The following is a 20,888-nucleotide window of genomic DNA, read 5'->3' as shown; positions in this document are numbered from 1 at the left end:
CCACAGGGGTTTGTGATCGCCGCAAATCCAGTGTGGGAGCGAGCTTGCTCGCGATAGGGCCAGTTCAGACGCTAGAGCAGCGTCTCGATGCGCAGCGAATTGGTCGACCCCGGCTGCCCGAACGGCACCCCCGCCGTGATCAGCAAGGTGTCGCCACGCTGGGCCATGCCTTGGGCCTGGGCGATTTCCAGCGCCGTGGAGCACACTTCATCCACCTGCCGCAGCCGATCGTTGACCACCGAATGCACGCCCCAGGCCACGGTCAGGCGGCGAGCGGCCTGCAGGTTCGGCGTGAGGTTGAGGATCGGCACTGTCGGCCGTTCCCGTGCGGCCCGCAGGCTGGAGCTGCCCGACTCGCTGTAATTCACCAGCACCGCCACCGGCAGGACGTTGCTGACCCGGCGAATCGCGCAACTGATGGCGTCCGACACTGTTGCCTCGGCTTTCGGCCGGCTGACGTCCAGTTGCGCCTGGTAGTCGGGGCCGTTTTCCACCTGGCGGATGATCTTGCTCATCATCTGCACGGCTTCGAGGGGGTAATCGCCAGAGGCGGTTTCCGCCGACAGCATCACCGCATCGGCACCTTCGGCCACGGCGTTGGCGACGTCGGTGACTTCGGCGCGGGTCGGCGCCGGGGAGAACCGCATCGACTCCAGCATCTGTGTCGCCACCACCACCGGTTTGCCCAGGGCACGGCAGGTGCCGATGATGTTTTTCTGGATCTGCGGCACGCTCTCGGCCGGCACCTCGACGCCGAGATCACCACGGGCCACCATGATCGCGTCGCTCAGTTCGGCAATCTCGCGCAACTGGGCGACGGCCGATGGTTTCTCGATCTTGGCCATCAGGAACGCCTTGTCGCCGATCAGCGCGCGGGCTTCAAGGATGTCCTCGGGGCGCTGCACGAACGACAGCGCCACCCAGTCCACGCCCAGCTCCAGGCCGAAGCTCAAGTCGCGGCGGTCCTTGGCGGTCAGCGGGCTCAGGTCAAGCACGGCCTGGGGCACGTTCACGCCCTTGCGGTCCGAGAGTTCGCCGCCGTTAAGCACCTCGGTGTCGATGGCGTCGGCATGCTGGGTGATTACCCGCAGGCGCAGCTTGCCGTCGTCCAGCAACAAGTCCATGCCAGGCTTCAACGCCGCGATAATCTCTGGGTGGGGCAGGTTCACCCGGCGTTGATCGCCCGGCGTCGGGTCCAGGTCCAGTCGAAGGGCCTGGCCCTGTTGCAGCAGCACCTTGCCGTCGGCGAATTTGCCGACCCGCAGTTTCGGGCCCTGCAAGTCCATCAGGATGCCCAGCGGATAATTGAGCTGCTGCTCGACTTCGCGAATCCACTCATAGCGCTGGGCGTGGTCGGCGTGATCACCGTGGCTGAAGTTCAGGCGAAAGATGTTCACACCGGCCTGCACCAGTTCACGGATGTCATCGATGCCGCGAGTGGCGGGGCCGAGGGTCGCGAGGATCTTGACCTTTTTATCAGGCGTCATTTTTTGGGGTCTCGAGGATCAGGATGGCGCGAAAGTCGTTCACGTTGGTGCGGGTCGGTTCGGTGACGATCAGCGCGTCCAACGCGGCGAAGTAGCCGTAGCCGTTGTTGTTGTCCAGCTCGTCGCTGGCGTTGAGGCCCAGCTCGGCGGCGCGGCGATAACTGTCAGGCGTCATGAGGGCGCCGGCATTGTCCTCGGAGCCGTCGATGCCATCGGTGTCGCCGGCCAGCGCATAGATGCCGGGATGGCCCTTGAGGCTGTCGGTCAGGCTCAGCAGGAATTCGGCGTTGCGCCCGCCACGGCCGTTGCCGCGCACGGTGACGGTGGTTTCGCCGCCGGAAAGGATCACGCACGGCGCCGCCAACGGTTGGCCGTGCAGGGCGATTTGCCGGGCGATGCCGGCATGGACCTTTGCCACCTCCCGGGATTCGCCTTCCAGGTCACCGAGAATCAATGGGCTGAAACCAGCCTGGCGCGCCTTCACGGCTGCGGCTTCCAAGGATTGCTGGGGGCGAGCGATCAGTTGGAAATGACTGCGGGCCAGGCTTGGGTCTCCGGGTTTGACGGTTTCCGATTCCGGGTTTTGCAGCCAGGTGCGTACCGAGGCCGGCACTTCAATGTTGTAGCGCTTGAGAATCGCCAGGGCCTCGGCCGAGGTGCTGGGGTCGGCCACGGTGGGGCCGGACGCGATGACCGTGGCGAGATCGCCGGGCACATCGGAAATCGCATAGGTGTACACCGTCGCCGGCCAGCAGGCCTTGCCCAGGCGTCCGCCTTTGATGGCCGAGAGGTGTTTGCGCACGCAATTCATCTCACCAATGGTGGCGCCGGATTTGAGCAAGGCTTTGTTGATCGATTGTTTATCGGCCAGGGTGATGCCGGCCGCTGGCAAGGCCAGCAATGCCGAGCCCCCGCCGGACAGCAGGAAAATCACCCGGTCGTCTTCATTGAGGTTGCTGACGAGTTCGAGCACCCGTCCGGCCACTTCCAGGCCCGCGGCGTCCGGCACCGGGTGAGCGGCTTCGACCACTTCGATTTTCTGGCAGGGCGCGCCATGGCCGTAGCGGGTCACCACCAGGCCGCTGACCTCGCCTTGCCAGCAACGCTCGACCACTTGCGCCATGGCCGCCGCCGCCTTGCCGGCCCCGATGACGATCACTCGGCCGCTGCGGTCGCTGGGCAGGTATTGTTCGAGGACTTGCTGCGGATGAGCCGCGTCGATGGCTGTGGCAAACAGCTCGCGCAGCAGTTGTTGCGGATCGACCGACATGGCGGGCTCCCGAGATTCTTGTTATTTGAGGGCAACGCAGACTCCTGTGGGAGCGAGCTTGCTGGCGATGGCTATTTCAGAACCAACAATGATGCTGACTGAACGACCGCTATCGCGAGCAAGCTCGCTCCCACAGGGTTGTTTGAGTGTCAGTTGTCGCGAATCGAGAAATTCGCCATATGCTCCAGCCCTTTGATCAACGCCGAGTGGTCCCAGTTGCTGCCGCCGATGGCCGCGCAGGTGCTGAACACTTGCTGGGCGTTGGCGGTGTTGGGCAGGTTGATGTTCAGTTCCTTGGCGCCTTGCAGGGCCAGGTTCAGGTCCTTCTGGTGCAGGCTGATGCGGAAGCCCGGGTCGAAGGTGCCCTTGATCATGCGCTCGCCGTGGACTTCGAGGATCTTCGACGAAGCGAAACCACCCATCAGCGCTTCACGGACCTTGGCGGGGTCGGCACCGTTTTTCGAGGCGAACAACAGGGCTTCGGCCACGGCCTGGATGTTCAGGGCAACGATGATCTGATTCGCCACTTTGGCGGTCTGGCCGTCGCCGTTGCCACCGACCAGGGTGATGTTCTTGCCCATGGCCTGGAACAGCGGCAGGGCTCGTTCGAAGGCAGCGTTGTCGCCACCGACCATGATGCTGAGGGTCGCGGCCTTGGCGCCGACTTCGCCGCCAGACACCGGGGCGTCAAGGTACTGCGCGCCTCTTTCATTGATTTTGGCCGCGAAGGTCTTGGTGGCGGTCGGCGAGATCGAGCTCATGTCGATCACTACCTTGCCCGCACCCACGCCGGCCGCGACGCCATCGGCGCGAAACAGCACGTCCTCGACCTGTGGCGTGTCCGGGACCATGACGATGATGAATTCGGCTTCCTGGGCGACTTCCCGAGGATTGGCCAATGCCACCGCGCCACCGGCCACGAGATCGGCCGGGGCGGCGTCGTGGTGCTGGGTCAGGAACAGGCTGTGACCGGCTTTTTGCAGGTTGAGAGCCATTGGGTGGCCCATGATGCCGGTGCCGATGAATCCGATTTTAGCCATGAGAAAAATCCTCTCTTATTAAAGTGCCCACGGACTCTGTGGCGAGGGAGCTTGCTCCCGCTGGGCCGCGAAGCGGCCCCAGAAATCCATCGGTGAAAAAACATGCGTCTGCTTCGCAGCCGAGCGGGAGCAAGCTCCCTCGCCACACGAGCTCTCGCCAGTCAGATTGCGTTATGGGTTTTCAGCCAGCCCAGTCCCGCTTCGGTAGTGGACAGCGGCTTGTATTCGCAGCCGATCCAACCCTGGTAGCCGATGCGATCCAGGTGTTCGAACAGGAAGCGGTAGTTGATCTCGCCGGTGCCCGGCTCGTTGCGGCCCGGGTTGTCCGCCAATTGCACATGGTTGATCTCGCCCAGGTGCGCCGACAGCGTCCTGGCCAGGTCGCCTTCCATGATTTGCATGTGGTAGATGTCGTACTGCAGGAACAGATTGGCGCTGCCCACCTGCTCGCGGATCGACAGGGCCTGGGCCGTGTTGTTCAGGTAGAAGCCCGGGATGTCGCGGGTATTGATGGCTTCCATGACCAACTTGATGCCTTCGCCTTGCAGCTTTTCGGCGGCGTATTTGAGATTGGCGACGAAGGTTTTTTCCGCCAGTGCCTCGTCGCACTTCTGTGGACGAATCCCGGCCAGGCAATTGACCTGGGTATTGCCCAACACTTTTGCGTAGGCGATCGCCAGATCGACCCCGGCGCGGAACTCTTCGACTCGGTCCGGCAGGCAAGCAATGCCGCGCTCACCGTCGGCCCAATTGCCGGCCGGCAGGTTGAACAGCACCTGGGTCAGGCCGTTGGCGTCGAGCAGGGCCTTGAGTTCGGCAGAGCTGTAATCGTAGGGGAACAGGTATTCGACTCCACTGAAACCGGCCTTGGCGGCCGCTTCGAAACGGGCGAGAAAATCCTGTTCGGTGAACAGCATGGACAGGTTGGCGGCGAAACGCGGCATGGTTGTCTCCTGTGGATAGTTGGCAGGCCCCCTTGTGGAAGCGAGCTTGCTCGCTCCCACAAGGGGGCCACTCGGTCAGTCGAGCAATGAGATGGCCGTAGGTGCATCGTTGCCTACCAGCGCCAGGTCTTCAAATTCATTGACGGCGTTGATCTCGGTGCCCATGGAAATGTTGGTCACGCGTTCCAGAATGATCTCGACGATCACCGGCACCTTGAATTCCTCGATCATTTCCTGAGCCTTGCGCAGTGCCGGCTGGATGCCAGACGGTTCGAACACTCGCAGAGCCTTGCAGCCCAGGCCTTCGGCGACGGCGATGTGGTCAACGCCATAGCCGTTGAGTTCCGGGGCATTGAGGTTGTCGAACGACAGCTGCACGCAGTAGTCCATGTCGAAACCGCGCTGGGCCTGGCGGATCAAGCCCAGGTAGGAATTGTTCACCACGACATGGATGTACGGCAGCTTGAACTGCGCGCCCACCGCCAATTCTTCGATCATGAACTGGAAATCATAGTCGCCCGACAGCGCTACGACTTTGCGGTTCGGATCGGCCTTGACCACTCCCAGGGCGGCTGGGATGGTCCAGCCCAAGGGACCGGCCTGGCCGCAGTTGATCCAATGGCGTGGCTTGTAGACGTGAAGAAACTGCGCCCCGGCGATCTGCGACAGGCCGATGGTGCTGACGTAGCAGGTGTCCTTGCCGAATACCTGGTTCATTTCCTCGTAGACACGCTGCGGCTTGACCGGCACGTTGTCGAAGTGGGTCTTGCGTTGCAGGCTGGCCTTGCGTTGCTGGCAGTCCTGCAGCCAGGCGGTGCGGTTCTTCAGCTTGCCGGCCGCTTGCCATTCACGGGCCACCTCGATAAACACGGTCAGGGCCGAAGCGGCGTCGGAGACGATGCCCAGGTCGGGGGTGAATACACGGCCGATCTGGGTGGGTTCGATGTCGACGTGAATGAACGTGCGGCCTTCGGTGTAGACATCCACCGAACCGGTGTGACGGTTGGCCCAGCGGTTGCCGACGCCCAGCACGACGTCAGACTTGAGCAACGTAGCGTTGCCATAGCGATGCGAGGTCTGCAGGCCGACCATGCCGACCATCAACGGGTGATCGTCGGGGATGGTGCCCCAGCCCATCAACGTAGGAATGACCGGGATGCCGGTCAGCTCGGCGAATTCCACCAGGAGGTCGCTGGCATCGGCGTTGATGATGCCGCCACCGGCCACCAGCAAAGGGCGCTCGGCCTGATTGAGCATTGCCAGGGCTTTCTCGATCTGCACGCGGTTGGCCGCGGGTTTGGCCAGGGGCAGCGGCTGGTAGGCGTCGATGTCGAATTCGATCTCGGCCATCTGTACGTCGAACGGCAGGTCGATCAGCACCGGGCCGGGACGGCCGGAGCGCATTTCATAAAAAGCCTTCTGGAAGGCATACGGCACCTGGCCGGGTTCCAGAACAGTGGTGGCCCACTTGGTCACTGGCTTGACGATGCTGGTGATATCCACAGCCTGGAAGTCTTCCTTGTGCATCCGGGCGCGGGGCGCTTGTCCGGTGATGCACAGGATCGGAATCGAGTCGGCCGACGCGCTGTAGAGGCCGGTCACCATGTCCGTACCAGCCGGGCCCGAGGTGCCGATGCACACGCCGATGTTGCCGGCCTTGGTCCGGGTATAGCCCTCGGCCATGTGCGAGGCACCTTCAACGTGGCGAGCAAGGACGTGATCGATGCCACCCACCTTTTGCAGGGCGGAGTACAGCGGGTTGATCGCAGCACCCGGGATGCCGAAGGCGGTGTCCACGCCTTCACGGCGCATCACCAGAACGGCGGCTTCGATTGCTCTCATTTTGCTCATTATTTTGTGCCTCTTACGTTTTGTAATTGTATACAAGTGGCTGTGCGAAGAGTTTATTCATGGCGGATGGCGCAGGTCAATCCCTTTCCTCAAGCAGCTGTTTCATTCGTCGGCCTAGCTGGTTTTTAGCGGCTCTTTGCTGAATAAGGTTGGTTTGCGGAAATTATTGTATACAAAAACATAACGTGTTGTGTTCTATTTGTGGGGTTCGGTTTTGCTGCAAAGTGAAGCCCGAGGCTTTCCCATGACAAAAGAAGGACAGCACCCATGAGCGCTCTGACTTTGAAAATCGCCCTCGACCTGGCTGGGCAAGCCCTTGCCATCGGTCGTGAAATAAGCGCCGCCCCCCTGACCGTCGCGGTCCTGGACAGCGGCGGGCACCTGGTTGCCTTGCAACGCGAAGACGGCGCCAGCCTGCTTCGCCCGCAGATCGCCATCGGCAAGGCCTGGGGGGCCATCGCCCTGGGCAAAGGCTCGCGGCTTCTCGCCCAGGACGCCCAGCAACGCCCAGCGTTCTTTGCTGCTTTGAATGGCTTGGGCCAAAGCAACATCGTGCCGGCCCCGGGCGGGGTGTTGATCAGGGATCAGGCCGGGAAGGTGCTGGGGGCGATGGGAATCAGCGGGGATGTTTCGGATGTGGACGAGCAGGTGGCGGTGAAGGCGGTGGAGGCTTCGGCGTTGAAAGCGGATGCCGGGATGGTTGCTTGATGATGGGGTGAATGGACTGGCGCCATCGCGAGCAGGCTCGCTCCCACAGGGTTGATGTTGGGACACGCGATGTCTGAATACCGCAAACCCCGTGTGTGGGAGCGAGCTTGCTCGCGATGGCGATCCTGCAGACACATCCAGCTAAAAGTCTGCCTCCCACCCAGGCATCCGCAGGTCTAGCCTTCCCGGTGAGTCAGATCATTGAAGGGGCAAGGAATGCCTGGTTTACCTGCTTCACATCGACTGCGCCTCGGCCGCTACGCTGAATCCAGCCGGATCTATTTACTGACCACCAACACACTTGGCCGTGCCCCCATTTTCAAAGACGTTATTTTGGGGAGGTTGGTGGTTGATCAATTTCGAAAAGCTCAGGAGCAAGGCTGGGCCGATTCATTGGCTTGGGTGGTCATGCCTGACCACTTCCATTGGCTGATCGAGTTGCGCAAGGGATCTTTGAGTGAGTTGATGCAACGGACCAAATCATTGAGCACCAAAGCGGTAAACCTACGCTTGGACAATAAAATCAGCCTTTGGCAGCAGGGGTTTCATGACCGGGCATTGCGGCGAGATGAAGATTTGGTGTTCATGGCTCGCTATGTCATCTGCAACCCCTTGCGGGCAGGGCTGGTGAAGAGGCTTGGCGACTATCCGCTCTGGGATGCCATTTGGCTTTGACTGGATATCGAGTTGCCTTCATCGCGAGCAGGCTCGCTCCCACAGGGGTTTTGTGGTGAAAAAAGAATCTGCAAGCAACCTGAGTTTCGTGTGGGAGCGAGCCTGCTCGCGATAATGGCGACTCGGTCCCGAGCCTAGCTAGCGATCCAGCTCACACCCCTTCAAAACCAACCGGATAATCGTCTGCGCCGCCGCTTCGTAATCCGCTTCATCCAGCTTGGCCTTGCCGGTCACGGCGCTGATCTGCCAGTCGAAATCGGCGTAGGTCTGGGTGGCGGCCCAGATGCTGAACATCAGGTGGTTGGGGTCGAGGGGGGCGATCTGGCCGCGGTCGATCCAGGTCTGGATACAGTCGATGTTGTGCCGGGCCTGGGCGTTGAGCTGTTCCACCAGGTCCGCGCTCAGGTGCGGGGCGCCGTGCATGATTTCGCTGGCGAAGACTTTCGAGGCGAAGGGCAGGTCGCGTGAGATACGGATCTTGGAGCGGATGTAGTGGCTCAGCACTTCGCCCGGCTCGCCATCGGCGTTGAACGGTGTCGAGGCTTGGAGGATGGGTTCGATGATGCTTTCCAGGACCTCGCGATAGAGGTTTTCCTTGGACTTGAAATAGTAGTAGACGTTGGGTTTGGGCAGGCCCGCCTTGGCCGCGATGTCGCTGGTTTTGGTCGCGGCGAAGCCCTTGTCGGCAAATTCTTCGCTGGCGGCACGCAGGATCAGTTCTTTGTTGCGCTCGCGGATAGTGCTCATAAACCCTGGGTTTCCTTGCCGGTTCTGGCGGTTGCGCATGGTAGCACCGGCCTCGCGCGACGCTCAAGAATGCCCCTAGGATGCGTGGCTCGCGCTATGCTTCGCAGCATTATTTGTTCAAGGAGCCCCCCATGGCTGGAAGCAGTTTGCTGGTTTTGATCGACGACATCGCTACCGTGCTCGACGATGTGGCATTGATGACCAAGATGGCCGCCAAGAAAACCGCCGGCGTGCTGGGCGATGACCTGGCGCTCAATGCCCAGCAGGTGTCAGGCGTGCGTGCCGAGCGGGAGCTGCCAGTGGTCTGGGCGGTGGCGAAGGGATCCTTTATCAACAAGCTGATCCTGGTGCCGTCGGCGCTGGCCATCAGTGCCTTCGTCCCTTGGCTGGTGACGCCGTTGTTGATGGTGGGCGGCGCCTACCTGTGTTTCGAAGGGTTCGAAAAACTCGCCCACAAATTCCTTCACAGCAAGTCCGAGGACCAGGCCGAGCACGCGCAACTGGTCGAGGCGGTGGCGGATCCAGCGGTCGATCTGGTCGCCTTCGAAAAGGACAAGATCAAGGGCGCGGTGCGTACCGACTTCATCCTCTCGGCGGAGATCATCGCCATTACTCTTGGCACTGTTGCCGATGCGCCGTTGACCCAGCAGGTGATCGTGCTGTCGGGCATCGCCATTGTCATGACCGTCGGCGTCTACGGCCTGGTGGCGGGAATCGTCAAGCTCGATGACCTGGGCTTGTGGCTGACCCAGAAGCCAGGGCAGGCCGCCAAGAACATTGGCGGGGCGATCCTGCGCGCAGCGCCTTACATGATGAAAAGCCTGTCGGTGATCGGCACGGCAGCGATGTTCCTGGTGGGCGGCGGCATCCTCACCCATGGCGTGCCGGCGGTGCATCACTGGATCGAAGGCGTTGCCGCGAGTGCCGGTGGCGCCGGGTTCATCGTGCCAATGCTGCTCAATGCGGTGGCGGGAATTGTCGCGGGGGCGATGGTGTTGGCGGGTGTGCTCGTCGTGGGCAAAATCTGGAAAGCGCTGAAAGGCTGAGTCTGCCAACGCATTACAACTGTGGGAGCGAGCTTGCTCGCGATGACGGTCTGACATCCAACATTAATGTTGCCTGACAGACTGCAATCGCGAGCAAGCTCGCTCCCACAGTGGTTTTGCGGTCTCCGAACGTTACTCGGCGATCTGCAACTTCCGCGACTCGGTATACACGTACCGCACCTTTTCATACTCGAACGGCGAATTCAGCTGGCCGTAGCGGAAGCTCGTCTGGTAGCGCCTGTCCACGCCGCGCAGCAACAACAGTTCCGGGTGGTTGGAGCTGACCTCCGACACGTTGAGGAAGTTGATCGCCGATTCCGCCGTGTAGTCCACCAACAAGCCCGACGTGTCGCGCAGGTTCGAAGGGCCGAAGATCGGCAGGACGAAGTACGCACCGCCCGGTACGCCGTAGAAGCCAAGGGTCTGGCCGAAGTCTTCGCTCTGGCGCGGCAGGCCCATGGCGGTGGCCGGGTCCCACAGGCCGGCGATGCCGACGGTGGTGTTGAGTAGCAGCCGCGCCGTGGTTTCCATCGAACGCTTGCCCTTGAATTGCAGCAGGCTGTTCATCAGGTTCGGCACGTCCCCCAGGTTATTGAAGAAATTGCTGACCCCGGTGCGCACAAAGCTTGGGGTGATGTAGCGATAGCCGTCGACCACGGGCAGGAACACCCACTGGTCGAAGCGGTAATTGAAGTGGTAGACGCGTCGGTTCCAGGATTCCAATGGGTCGTAGACGTTCAGCGCGTTGAGCGTCGAGCGTTCGAATTCCCGTTGATCCAGGCCCGGGTTGAACTTGAGTTTGGTCAGCGGCTCCTTGAAGCCGTCCGAGTCCACCACCACAGGCGCGTCGGCCTTGCTGTTATCGGCGTGGACCATGCCCGCGCTCATTAACGCGGCGATCAGCAGGAGGTATTTAGCCACGGAAGAACTCCAGCATGGCGTCGCTGTTGACGCGATAGTTAAGGTTGCCGCAATGGCCGCCCAGCGGATAGACCGTCAGGCGATCACCAAAGGTCTTGCGCAGGAAGCCCAGGTCACCCGGGCCGAGGATCACATCGTCGGCGTTGTGCATGACCGCGATCTTCGGGCTGGCCTGCAAGTAATCCTTCAGTGCATAGAGACTGACCTGGTCAACCAGTTGCAGCAGGCTGCCGCCGTCAGTGCGTGCTCGCCACATCGGGATCACCTGCTCGGTGAGATAACAATCGAAGTCGCATTGCAGCGCGCGCTTGAGGAATGGCGTCAGGCTGGTGCTCTCGGTGATCGGAAACTTGGGCGGAGTGATGAGGCCGCGACGATTGATCAAATCCGAAGTGAAGGCGATGTCGGCCGCCGAGAAACGGAACGACGTGCCGATCAGCATCGCCATCTGCTCGTTGCTCAAGTGCTGCTTGGACTGCTGAAAATCGTAGAGCAGCGCATCGTTGAGGTCGATGTAGCCTTTTTGCTGGAAGTAGCGGGTCAGCTTGTTCAGGACCAGTTCATAGAACGTGGTGGTGCTGTTGATGCCCTTGACCTCGGTCTGGACCAGCTTGTCCAGGTTGGTGATCGAGGTATAGAGGTTCACCGGTGGGTTGAGCAGCAGCACTTTCTTGAAGTTGAAGCTGCGTCGGGTTTCGTCCAGGTGCGCGACGAACGCTGCGTCCAGTGCGCCGAGGCTGTAGCCGGTCAGGTAGTACTCGGTCACGGGCACTTTTGGATTTTGCGCGCGCACGGCCTGCATCACTCGATACATGTCTTCGGCATCTTCCTTGGTGATGCCCGGTGTGGCGAAGCGCGAAGCGGCGCTCATGAAGTCGAAGCTGGTGGGCGAAGACAGCTGCACCACGTGGTAACCGGCCTTGTAATAGAGGCGCTTGAGGTATTCGTTGAGCGTGCTGTCATACCGCGCGCCGGTGCCGGCGATCAGGAAGATCAGCGGCGCCGGTTTGTCCTGGGTGGCCATGCGGTAGGTGAGGCTTTTCACCGGCCAGAAATTGTCCGGCAGGATGAACTCCCGTTCGGGGCGCAGGGTGACGTTGTAGTCCGCCTGGTCGATGTCTTCGTTCAGCGGCAGTTCCGGTCTAAGGTCTGGCGGCGTTGTCGCGATCGTCGCCTCGAACGGGTTGGTCAGGGGGTAGCCATAGCTGGCGGCGTCGACATCCACCGCCAGCGCGGACGCACTCAGGATAAGGCCGCCGAGGAGGGCAGCGAAGCGCAAGGAACGGAGCATGACTGGATCCCTTAGAGGAAGGTGCCGAATGAGGTTCGCAGCCTATGACCATCGAAGTGAAGCCAAGTGCCATGACGGCTGCAAAACAAGCGCGTGCGAGGCGCGACAGTAGCGGGACAATACACGTTGGAGCGTGGAGGCGGCTAGTGGAGCCGCCAGCTTCCTGGTACTGGCATGCAAAGTTTGGGCGAAAATGACCCTGCTAAACCGGTTAGATGGGTTGCTGGCTTTCTGATGTCGTTTCTCGCTGCTTCGGCGTCGCAGACAGAGCAGGTTCCAGATCGGCGCAGGTTGATGATCAGTCGGTCAGTACTCCACTGGCGTTCGGAGCGGTTTGCAGGCGAGCGTGATGGGGGCGCTGGGCACCATAACAATACGTTGAAGCCGCTCGGCATCCGCCGGGCGCAGCACTTTCGGGGAAGTAACGATGAAGATGCGACGACTCTTGGGCGCAGGTGCCGCACTGGTACTGGCGATCAGCTCCACCTTGGCCAGCGCCGAAACCAAAACCCTGAGCATTGGCTACGTTGACGGTTGGTCCGACAGCGTTGCGACCACTCACGTGGCCGCCGAAGTGATCAAGCAAAAACTTGGCTACGATGTGAAGTTGCAGGCTGTCGCGACCGGGATCATGTGGCAGGGCGTTGCCACCGGCAAGCTCGATGCGATGCTGTCGGCCTGGCTGCCGGTGACCCACGGCGATTACTGGACGAAGAACAAAGACCAGGTCGTCGACTACGGTCCCAACTTCAAGGACGCGAAGATCGGCCTGATCGTACCGGAGTATGTCAAGGCCAAGTCGCTCGAAGACCTGAAGACCGATGACTCCTTCAAGAAGCGCATCGTTGGCATCGACGCCGGTTCAGGCGTAATGCTCAAGACCGACCAGGCCATCAAGGACTACGACCTGACCGGCTATCAACTCAAGGCCAGTTCCGGCGCCGGCATGATCGCCGAGCTGACCCGTGCCGAGAAAAAGAACGAGTCCATCGCCGTCACCGGTTGGGTGCCGCACTGGATGTTCGCCAAGTGGAAACTGCGCTTCCTGGACGACCCGAAAGGCGTCTACGGCGCGGCTGAAACCGTGAACAGCATCGGCAGCAAGGAATTGGGCACCAAGGCGCCAGAAGTGGCCGAATTCCTGAAGAAATTCCAGTGGGCCTCGAAAGACGAAATCGGCGAAGTCATGCTGGCGATCCAGGAAGGCGCCAAGCCGGACGCCGCCGCCAAGGATTGGGTCGCCAAGCACCCGGACCGCGTGAAGGAGTGGACCGGCAAGTAATCGGCCTGGTTTGACTGTTCCAAAAGCCGCATGACGTTGTGTCATGCGGCTTTTTTGTGCCCGCGATTCCTGGATTCTCCTCAAAACACTGTGGGAGCGAGCTTGCTCGCGATGACGACGCAACATTCAACAGAGATGCAAGCAGACACACCGCTATCGCGAGCAAGCTCGCTCCCACAGGAGGGTGAGTATGGAAATGTGCGGAAAACTGGCGCAACCGTCATGTCGTTCTAATACTAAGGTCGTCTGGAACCTGGCCTTCAGCCGCATAGAGTAGAGCTGTACCAAATAAATCTGTGCTGCGAGGATAAAAACAATGAACGACAGCATTTACCTCTCGATTCAAAACAGCCCGCGCTTCAAGGAGCTGGTGAAAAAGCGAGAGAAGTTCGCCTGGATTCTCTCGGCGATCATGCTAGGGCTGTATTCCGGCTTCATTCTTCTGATCGCCTATGGGCCGCATATTCTCGGGGCCAAGATGTCGCCCGAGTCGACCATCACCTGGGGTATCCCTATCGGGATTGGCTTGATTCTGTCGGCCTTCGTCCTGACCGGCATCTACGTGCGACGCGCCAACGGCGAATTCGACGACCTGAACAATGCGATTCTCAAGGAGGCTCAGCAATGATCCGGCGTCTAGTGGCTCTTTTGAGCATTGCAGCATTTGCACCGGGTGCCTGGGCGGCTGACGCCCTGACCGGCGCCGTGCAGAGACAACCCCTCAACGTCCCGGCTATCTTGATGTTCGTGGCCTTCGTGGGCGCGACCCTGTACATCACCTACTGGGCTTCCAAGAAAAACAACTCGGCGGCGGACTACTATGCGGCCGGCGGCAAGATCACCGGCTTTCAGAACGGCCTGGCGATTGCGGGCGACTACATGTCGGCGGCGTCCTTTCTTGGGATTTCCGCACTGGTATTCACCTCCGGCTACGATGGCCTGATCTACTCCATCGGCTTCCTGGTGGGCTGGCCAATCATCCTGTTCCTGATCGCAGAGCGCCTGCGTAACCTGGGTAAATACACCTTTGCCGACGTGGCGTCCTATCGCCTCGGGCAAACCCAGATCCGCACCTTGTCCGCCAGCGGCTCGCTGGTGGTGGTGGCGTTCTACCTGATCGCGCAAATGGTCGGTGCCGGCAAGCTGATCCAGCTGCTGTTCGGCCTGGACTACCACGTTGCGGTGATCCTGGTCGGCATCCTGATGTGCCTCTATGTACTGTTCGGCGGCATGCTGGCGACGACCTGGGTGCAGATCATCAAGGCGGTGCTGTTGCTGTCGGGTGCGTCGTTCATGGCCCTGATGGTGATGAAGCACGTCAACTTCGATTTCAACATGCTCTTCGCCGAAGCGGTCAAGGTTCACCCTAAAGGCGAGGCGATCATGAGCCCCGGCGGCTTGGTGAAGGATCCGATCTCGGCCTTCTCCCTTGGCCTGGCGCTGATGTTCGGTACCGCTGGCCTGCCGCACATCCTGATGCGCTTCTTCACCGTGAGCGACGCCAAGGAAGCTCGCAAGAGCGTGCTGTATGCCACTGGCTTCATCGGCTACTTCTACATCCTGACCTTCATCATCGGCTTCGGCGCGATCCTGCTGGTCAGCACCAACCCGGCCTTCAAGGACGCGGCAGGTGCCTTGCTGGGCGGCAACAACATGGCGGCGGTGCACCTGTCCAACGCGGTTGGCGGCAGCATCTTCCTGGGCTTCATTTCGGCGGTGGCGTTCGCGACCATCCTGGCGGTGGTAGCGGGCCTGACCCTGGCCGGTGCTTCGGCGGTGTCCCATGACCTGTATGCCAGCGTGATCAAGAAGGGCAAGGCCAACGAGAAGGACGAGATTCGCGTCTCGAAGATCACCACCATTGCCCTGGCAGTGCTGGCGATCGGCCTGGGCATCCTGTTCGAGAAGCAGAACATCGCGTTCATGGTGGGCCTGGCGTTCTCCATCGCGGCAAGCTGCAACTTCCCGGTGCTGCTGCTTTCGATGTACTGGAAGAAGCTGACCACCCGTGGCGCCATGGTCGGTGGCTGGCTGGGCCTGATCAGTGCCGTGGGCCTGATGGTGCTCGGCCCGACCATCTGGGTACAGATCATGGGTCACGAGAAGGCGATCTTCCCGTACGAATACCCTGCGCTGTTCTCGATGATCATCGCGTTCGTTGGCATCTGGTTCTTCTCCGTTACCGACAAGTCGGCCGAAGGCGTCAACGAGCGGGCGCTGTTCTTCCCGCAGTTCGTGCGTTCGCAGACTGGCCTGGGGGCGAGTGGGGCGGTGAACCACTGATGCAGAGGTAAGTGCTTGAAGAAATACCCCGGTCGAGAGGCTGGGGTATTTTTTTGTGTAAGGTTTATGGAAGGCAGGCCTGCCCCCATCGCGAGCAAGCTCGCTCCCACACTGGAGCACGTTCATCCTGCGGGAGCGAGCTTGATCGCGATGGCGCCGGGTCTGCCAATACAGTTACCGGATCAGATTAAAAGAGGCATAAACAAAACAGCCCCCGCTCTTATATAAGAAGCGGGGGCTGTTTCAGTGCAGCTTGGGACCTATCGCAAGGCAGGTCTTACTTGCGGTCTTCCAGCTTGGTGATGTCACGCGACTCGTAGCCGGTGTACAGCTGGCGTGGGCGGCCGATCTTGTACGGGCTGGAGAGCATTTCCTTCCAGTGAGAGATCCAGCCGACGGTCCGCGCCAGGGCGAAGATCACGGTGAACATGCTGGTTGGAATGCCGATCGCCTTGAGGATGATCCCCGAGTAGAAGTCGACGTTCGGGTACAGCGAGCGCTCGATGAAGTACGGGTCGGTCAGGGCGATCTCTTCCAGGCGCATGGCCAGTTCGAGTTGCGGATCGTTCTTGATCCCCAGTTCCTTGAGCACTTCGTCGCAGGTCTGCTTCATGACGGTGGCGCGTGGGTCGCGGTTCTTGTAGACCCGGTGACCGAAGCCCATCAGCTTGAACGGATCGTTCTTGTCCTTGGCCTTGGCGATGAACTTGTCGATGTTGGAGACATCGCCGATTTCATCGAGCATGGTCAGTACCGCTTCGTTCGCACCGCCGTGGGCAGGGCCCCAGAGCGCGGCGATACCGGCGGCGATACAGGCGAACGGGTTGGCACCCGACGAACCGGCCAGGCGCACGGTGGACGTGGAGGCGTTCTGCTCGTGGTCGGCGTGGAGGATGAAGATCCGGTCCATGGCCTTGGCGAGCACCGGGCTGATCGGTTTGATCTCGCACGGGGTGTTGAACATCATATGCAGGAAGTTCTCTGCATAGGTCAGGTCGTTGCGCGGGTACATCATGGGCTGGCCCATGGAGTACTTGTAGACCATGGCTGCCAGGGTCGGCATCTTCGCCACCAGGCGGATCGCGGAGATTTCGCGATGCTGGGGGTTATTGATGTCCAGGGAGTCGTGGTAGAAGGCCGAGAGGGCACCGACAACGCCGCACATGACGGCCATCGGGTGGGCATCGCGACGGAAGCCGTTGAAGAAGGTCTTCAACTGTTCATGAACCATGGTGTGGTTCTTCACGGTGCTGACGAACTGGGCCTTTTGCTCTGCGGTCGGCAATTCGCCGTTGAGCAGCAGGTAGCAGGTTTCCAGGTAGTCCGATTTTTCAGCCAGTTGCTCGATCGGGTAGCCGCGGTGCAGCAGGATGCCGTTGTCGCCGTCGATATAGGTGATTTTCGATTCGCACGAGGCGGTCGACATGAAACCTGGGTCAAAGGTGAAACGGCCCGTGGCCGTCAGGCCCCGTACGTCGATTACATCGGGACCAACGGTGCCGGTTAAAATGGGCAGCTCGACGGGGGCTGCGCCCTCGATGATCAACTGCGCTTTTTTGTCAGCCATGTGGCCTCCTATTAATGCTTGGAATCATCAGACAGACCCCCCACGCAGGGCCCGCACCACTATAGTGAGATAAATCCGAATGTCAATTTGCCTAAAGTCTTGCTCCAGAAGGCTTTAACCGGACTTTTTCCGCGAAATTGCCTGCCGTTTACGCCTTTTGCCTCATATGTGCAATGCGCTATTAGGGGAAGGTGAACGCGTTGTCATTAGTAGCCTAACTGTCTATACTCGGCCACCGACCGCCAGGGGCTTTTGGGCCTGCTTTCTTGGGGGTCGTCACTCCCTGGGTGGTGAGTACCTGACCAGTGCGCGCCCCAACAACTTTGCCCTGATTGTTAGGGGCTCTTCAGTGTGAAAAAAAAGCCGTGAAAAGCCAACGACCTGTAAACCTAGACCTAAGGACCATCAAACTCCCAGTCACTGCTTACACGTCCATTCTTCACCGTATTTCCGGTGTCATCCTCTTCGTCAGCCTGGCCATCATGCTTTATGCATTGGACAAGTCGCTCGATTCGGAAGAAGGCTTCGGTCAGGTGAAAGCGTGTCTGACCAGTCCGCTAGCCAAGCTAGTGATTTGGGGCATCCTGTCCGCCTTGCTGTATCACTTGGTCGCCGGTGTGCGCCACTTGATCATGGACATGGGCATCGGTGAGACGCTGGAAGGCGGCAAGCTGGGCTCGAAAATCGTTATCGCCGTTTCGGTGGTGGTAATCGTTCTGGCAGGAGTCTGGATATGGTAACCAACGTCACGAACCTCTCGCGTTCTGGCCTGTATGACTGGATGGCGCAGCGTGTGTCTGCGGTCGTTCTCGCGGCTTATTTCATCTTTCTGATTGGATATGTAGTCGCCAACCCCGGCCTGGGCTACGCCCAATGGCATGAACTGTTTGCAAACAACTGGATGCGTATCTTCAGTCTGCTGGCACTTGTCGCACTGGGCGCCCACGCCTGGGTCGGCATGTGGACCATCGCGACCGACTACCTGACGCAGATGGCGTTCGGCAAGTCGGCGACTGCCGTACGTTTCCTCTTCCAGGCAGTATGCGGCGTTGCGATGTTCGCTTACTTCGTCTGGGGTGTGCAGATTCTCTGGGGTATCTGATTCATGGCTAACATTCCAACGATTTCTTTCGACGCCATCATCATTGGTGGTGGCGGTGCCGGCATGCGCGCTGCGCTGCAACTGGCACAGGGCGGTCACAAGACTGCCGTGATCACCAAGGTTTTCCCGACCCGTTCGCATACCGTGTCCGCCCAGGGTGGCATCACCTGCGCCATCGCTTCGGCCGACCCGAACGATGACTGGCGCTGGCACATGTACGATACCGTCAAGGGTTCCGACTACATCGGTGACCAGGACGCTATCGAATATATGTGTCAAGAAGGCCCGGCCGCTGTGTTCGAGCTGGACCACATGGGCCTGCCGTTCTCGCGTACCGAAACCGGCCGCATCTACCAGCGTCCGTTCGGCGGCCAGTCCAAGGACTATGGCAAGGGCGGCCAGGCTGCGCGTACTTGCGCGGCGTCCGACCGTACCGGTCACGCTCTGCTGCACACCCTTTATCAGGGCAACCTGAAAGCCGGCACCACGTTCCTGAACGAGTACTACGCCGTTGACCTGGTGAAAAACCAGGACGGCGCGTTCGTCGGTGTGATCGCGATCTGCATCGAAACCGGCGAAACCACTTACATCCGCTCGAAAGCCACCGTATTGGCGACCGGCGGTGCAGGCCGTATCTACGCCTCCACCACCAACGCCCTGATCAACACCGGTGACGGCGTTGGCATGGCCCTGCGTGCTGGCGTGCCGGTGCAAGACATCGAAATGTGGCAGTTCCACCCGACCGGCATCGCCGGCGCTGGTGTACTGGTCACCGAAGGCTGCCGTGGTGAAGGCGGTTACCTGATCAACAAGCACGGCGAGCGTTTCATGGAGCGTTATGCTCCGAACGCCAAGGACCTTGCCGGTCGCGACGTCGTGGCTCGTTCGATGGTTAAAGAGATCATCGCCGGCAACGGCTGTGGCCCGAATGGCGACCACGTGATGCTCAAGCTCGACCACCTTGGCGAGGAAGTGCTGCACAGCCGCCTGCCGGGTATCTGCGAGCTGTCGAAGACCTTCGCTCACGTCGACCCAGTCGTTGCGCCGGTTCCAGTGGTTCCAACGTGCCACTATATGATGGGCGGCGTTGCCACCAACATTCATGGCCAGGCAATCACTCAGAACGCCGAAGGCGTGGACGAAATCATCCCTGGCTTGTTCGCCGTGGGTGAAGTGGCTTGCGTATCGGTACACGGTGCCAACCGCTTGGGCGGCAACTCGCTGCTCGACCTGGTGGTGTTCGGCCGCGCTGCCGGCCTGCACCTGGAAAAAGCGCTGACCGACGGTATCGAATACCGCGACGCCAGCGACACCGACATCGACGTGGCCCTCAAGCGTCTGGCTGGCCTCAACGAGCGCACCGAAGGCGAAGACGTCGCCACCCTGCGCCGCGAGCTGCAAAGCTGCATGCAGAACTACTTCGGTGTGTTCCGTACCGGCGAGTACATGCAGAAGGGTATTGCCCAGCTCGCACAATTGCGTGAACGAATCGCCAACGTGAAGATCAACGATAAGTCGCAGGCGTTCAACACTGCACGTATCGAAGCGCTGGAGCTGCAGAACCTGCTGGAAGTGGCCGAAGCCACCGCCATCGCCGCAGAAGTGCGCAAAGAGTCCCGTGGTGCCCACGCCCGCGAAGACTTCGAAGACCGTGACGACGAAAACTGGCTGTGCCACACCTTGTACTTCCCAGGTGAAAAACGCGTCGCCAAGCGTGCCGTGAACTTCTCGCCGAAGACTGTTCCGACTTTCGAACCAAAAGTCCGGACTTATTAAGGGTGACCGCTATGTTGCAAGTCAGTGTTTATCGCTACAACCCTGATCAGGACGCCGCGCCGTTCATGCAGGACTTCCAGGTCGATACCGGTGGTAAAGACCTGATGGTGCTGGACGTGCTGGCCTTGATCAAAGAGCAGGACGAAGGTTTTTCCTATCGTCGCTCGTGCCGCGAGGGCGTTTGTGGCTCCGATGGCATGAACATCAACGGCAAGAACGGCCTGGCCTGCATCACGCCGCTGTCGGCTGTGGTCAAGGGCAACAAGCTGATCGTTCGTCCGCTGCCAGGTTTGCCGGTCATCCGTGACCTGGTCGTCGATATGAGCATCTTCTACAAGCAATACGAGAAGGTGAAGCCATTCCTGCAGAACGACACGCCGGCTCCGGCCATCGAGCGTCTGCAGTCCCCTGAAGAGCGTGAAAAGCTCGACGGTCTGTACGAGTGCATCCTGTGCGCTTGCTGCTCGACCTCGTGCCCATCCTTCTGGTGGAACCCGGACAAATTCCTGGGCCCGGCCGCCCTGCTGCAAGCGTACCGCTTCCTGGCAGACAGCCGTGACACCAAGACGTCCGAACGTCTGGCCGCACTGGATGACCCGTTCAGCGTATTCCGCTGCCGCGGGATCATGAACTGCGTCAACGTCTGCCCGAAAGGCCTGAACCCGACTAAGGCCATCGGTCACGTACGTAACATGCTGCTGCAAAACGGCGTGTGATTCAGCTGCTGTACCCGTAGAACCGCTGTACCCGTAGAGGCGAGGGCGTGGGCTTCAACCCACGTCCTGGCTATAACCAGAACAGCCGCTCACAAAGCGGTCGTTCTTATTTTGAAGAAATGAGACAAGCAGGGGCATCCGGGCTGGTACCCGGACTATCAGCGTGATCCTAAGTGGCTTGT

General features: G+C 60.3%; 19 protein-coding genes. 10 read left to right on the top strand and 9 right to left on the bottom strand.

Going from position 1 to position 20,888, the window contains the following annotated elements; translation table 11 throughout:
- Nucleotides 1-71: 71 nt before the first annotated feature.
- From pyk to gcl, 5 genes are all read right to left on the bottom strand, one after another.
- Nucleotides 72-1,487, bottom strand: coding sequence for a pyruvate kinase (pyk, locus tag J3P81_RS17765; protein WP_434560087.1), 1,416 nt, complete (start codon nt 1,485-1,487; stop codon nt 72-74).
- Entirely contained in the window at nt 1,477-2,757 is a 1,281-nt protein-coding gene (locus tag J3P81_RS17760) for a glycerate kinase type-2 family protein (protein WP_434560085.1), read from the bottom strand. The genes pyk and J3P81_RS17760 overlap by 11 nt, the downstream gene beginning before the upstream one ends.
- A 149-nt stretch (nt 2,758-2,906) precedes the next feature.
- A complete protein-coding gene (locus J3P81_RS17755; RefSeq protein WP_420766948.1) occupies nt 2,907-3,797 on the bottom strand; it encodes a 2-hydroxy-3-oxopropionate reductase in 891 nt (296 codons plus the stop codon).
- Between the two features lie 161 nt (nt 3,798-3,958).
- A complete protein-coding gene (gene hyi, locus J3P81_RS17750) occupies nt 3,959-4,741 on the bottom strand; it encodes a hydroxypyruvate isomerase (RefSeq protein ID WP_420766947.1) in 783 nt (260 codons plus the stop codon).
- Between the two features lie 75 nt (nt 4,742-4,816).
- Nucleotides 4,817-6,592 (bottom strand): glyoxylate carboligase, encoded by a 1,776-nt coding sequence (gcl, locus tag J3P81_RS17745; RefSeq protein ID WP_434560083.1) that lies wholly within the window; start codon nt 6,590-6,592, stop codon nt 4,817-4,819.
- A 267-nt stretch (nt 6,593-6,859) separates the two neighbouring features.
- Here gcl and J3P81_RS17740 point away from each other — a divergent pair, with 267 nt between their 5' ends.
- Together J3P81_RS17740 and J3P81_RS17735 are read left to right on the top strand one after the other, a co-directional pair.
- The gene (locus tag J3P81_RS17740) at nt 6,860-7,300 is read left to right on the top strand and encodes a GlcG/HbpS family heme-binding protein (RefSeq protein WP_420766945.1); all 441 of its coding nucleotides are present in this window, start codon (nt 6,860-6,862) and stop codon (nt 7,298-7,300) included.
- Nucleotides 7,301-7,516: 216 nt separating this feature from the next.
- Nucleotides 7,517-7,975 carry an REP-associated tyrosine transposase gene (locus tag J3P81_RS17735; protein WP_434560081.1) on the top strand — a complete coding sequence of 153 codons (459 nt, stop codon included), beginning with the start codon at nt 7,517-7,519 and terminating at the stop codon, nt 7,973-7,975.
- A 138-nt stretch (nt 7,976-8,113) separates the two neighbouring features.
- On the opposite strand, the gene J3P81_RS17730 is transcribed toward J3P81_RS17735, so the two are convergent.
- Entirely contained in the window at nt 8,114-8,722 is a 609-nt protein-coding gene (locus J3P81_RS17730; protein ID WP_420766943.1) for a TetR/AcrR family transcriptional regulator, read from the bottom strand.
- A 131-nt stretch (nt 8,723-8,853) separates the two neighbouring features.
- Between J3P81_RS17730 and J3P81_RS17725 the strand changes: the two genes are divergently transcribed.
- Nucleotides 8,854-9,768 (top strand): DUF808 domain-containing protein, encoded by a 915-nt coding sequence (locus J3P81_RS17725; protein WP_434560079.1) that lies wholly within the window; start codon nt 8,854-8,856, stop codon nt 9,766-9,768.
- A 132-nt stretch (nt 9,769-9,900) separates the two neighbouring features.
- Here the strand turns inward: J3P81_RS17725 and J3P81_RS17720 are convergent, their stop codons facing one another.
- Together J3P81_RS17720 and J3P81_RS17715 are read right to left on the bottom strand one after the other, a co-directional pair.
- Complete coding sequence (locus tag J3P81_RS17720; protein WP_420766941.1) at nt 9,901-10,689, bottom strand: MlaA family lipoprotein; 789 nt, start codon at nt 10,687-10,689, stop codon at nt 9,901-9,903.
- Nucleotides 10,682-11,980 carry a serine/threonine protein kinase gene (locus J3P81_RS17715; protein WP_420766940.1) on the bottom strand — a complete coding sequence of 433 codons (1,299 nt, stop codon included), beginning with the start codon at nt 11,978-11,980 and terminating at the stop codon, nt 10,682-10,684. Before J3P81_RS17715 ends, J3P81_RS17720 begins: the two co-directional genes overlap by 8 nt.
- Before the next feature lie 427 nt (nt 11,981-12,407).
- Here J3P81_RS17715 and J3P81_RS17710 point away from each other — a divergent pair, with 427 nt between their 5' ends.
- The 3 genes from J3P81_RS17710 to J3P81_RS17700 all read left to right on the top strand — a co-directional run bounded on the left by J3P81_RS17710 (nt 12,408) and on the right by J3P81_RS17700 (nt 15,545).
- A complete protein-coding gene (locus J3P81_RS17710; protein WP_420766939.1) occupies nt 12,408-13,262 on the top strand; it encodes a glycine betaine ABC transporter substrate-binding protein in 855 nt (284 codons plus the stop codon).
- A gap of 316 nt (nt 13,263-13,578) precedes the next feature.
- The gene (locus J3P81_RS17705; RefSeq protein WP_420766938.1) at nt 13,579-13,890 is read left to right on the top strand and encodes a DUF485 domain-containing protein; all 312 of its coding nucleotides are present in this window, start codon (nt 13,579-13,581) and stop codon (nt 13,888-13,890) included.
- On the top strand, nt 13,887-15,545 hold the full coding sequence (locus J3P81_RS17700) for a cation acetate symporter (protein WP_434560077.1): 1,659 nt from the start codon (nt 13,887-13,889) through the stop codon (nt 15,543-15,545). The genes J3P81_RS17705 and J3P81_RS17700 overlap by 4 nt, the downstream gene beginning before the upstream one ends.
- Before the next feature lie 277 nt (nt 15,546-15,822).
- On the opposite strand, the gene gltA is transcribed toward J3P81_RS17700, so the two are convergent.
- On the bottom strand, nt 15,823-17,112 hold the full coding sequence (gltA, locus tag J3P81_RS17695) for a citrate synthase (protein WP_003172803.1): 1,290 nt from the start codon (nt 17,110-17,112) through the stop codon (nt 15,823-15,825).
- A 365-nt stretch (nt 17,113-17,477) separates the two neighbouring features.
- Between gltA and sdhC the strand changes: the two genes are divergently transcribed.
- From sdhC to J3P81_RS17675, 4 genes are read left to right on the top strand one after another with little or no spacing between them, the layout of a single operon-like run.
- Nucleotides 17,478-17,852 (top strand): succinate dehydrogenase, cytochrome b556 subunit, encoded by a 375-nt coding sequence (gene sdhC / locus J3P81_RS17690; protein WP_024780620.1) that lies wholly within the window; start codon nt 17,478-17,480, stop codon nt 17,850-17,852.
- Nucleotides 17,846-18,214, top strand: a complete 369-nt coding sequence (gene sdhD, locus J3P81_RS17685) for a succinate dehydrogenase, hydrophobic membrane anchor protein (protein WP_003179222.1) — start codon at nt 17,846-17,848, stop codon at nt 18,212-18,214. The genes sdhC and sdhD overlap by 7 nt, the downstream gene beginning before the upstream one ends.
- A 3-nt stretch (nt 18,215-18,217) precedes the next feature.
- Nucleotides 18,218-19,990: a succinate dehydrogenase flavoprotein subunit gene (gene sdhA / locus J3P81_RS17680; protein WP_039594132.1), complete on the top strand. Its 1,773-nt coding sequence runs from the start codon at nt 18,218-18,220 to the stop codon at nt 19,988-19,990.
- Nucleotides 19,991-20,001: 11 nt separating this feature from the next.
- Complete coding sequence (locus J3P81_RS17675) at nt 20,002-20,706, top strand: succinate dehydrogenase iron-sulfur subunit (RefSeq protein WP_039594133.1); 705 nt, start codon at nt 20,002-20,004, stop codon at nt 20,704-20,706.
- Nucleotides 20,707-20,888: the final 182 nt, after the last annotated feature.

It is taken from the genome of Pseudomonas sp. R1-6 (assembly GCF_051132115.1).
In the GTDB taxonomy this organism is placed as follows: Bacteria; Pseudomonadota; Gammaproteobacteria; order Pseudomonadales; family Pseudomonadaceae; genus Aquipseudomonas.
This window is presented reverse-complemented; position numbering and strand designations above follow the sequence as displayed.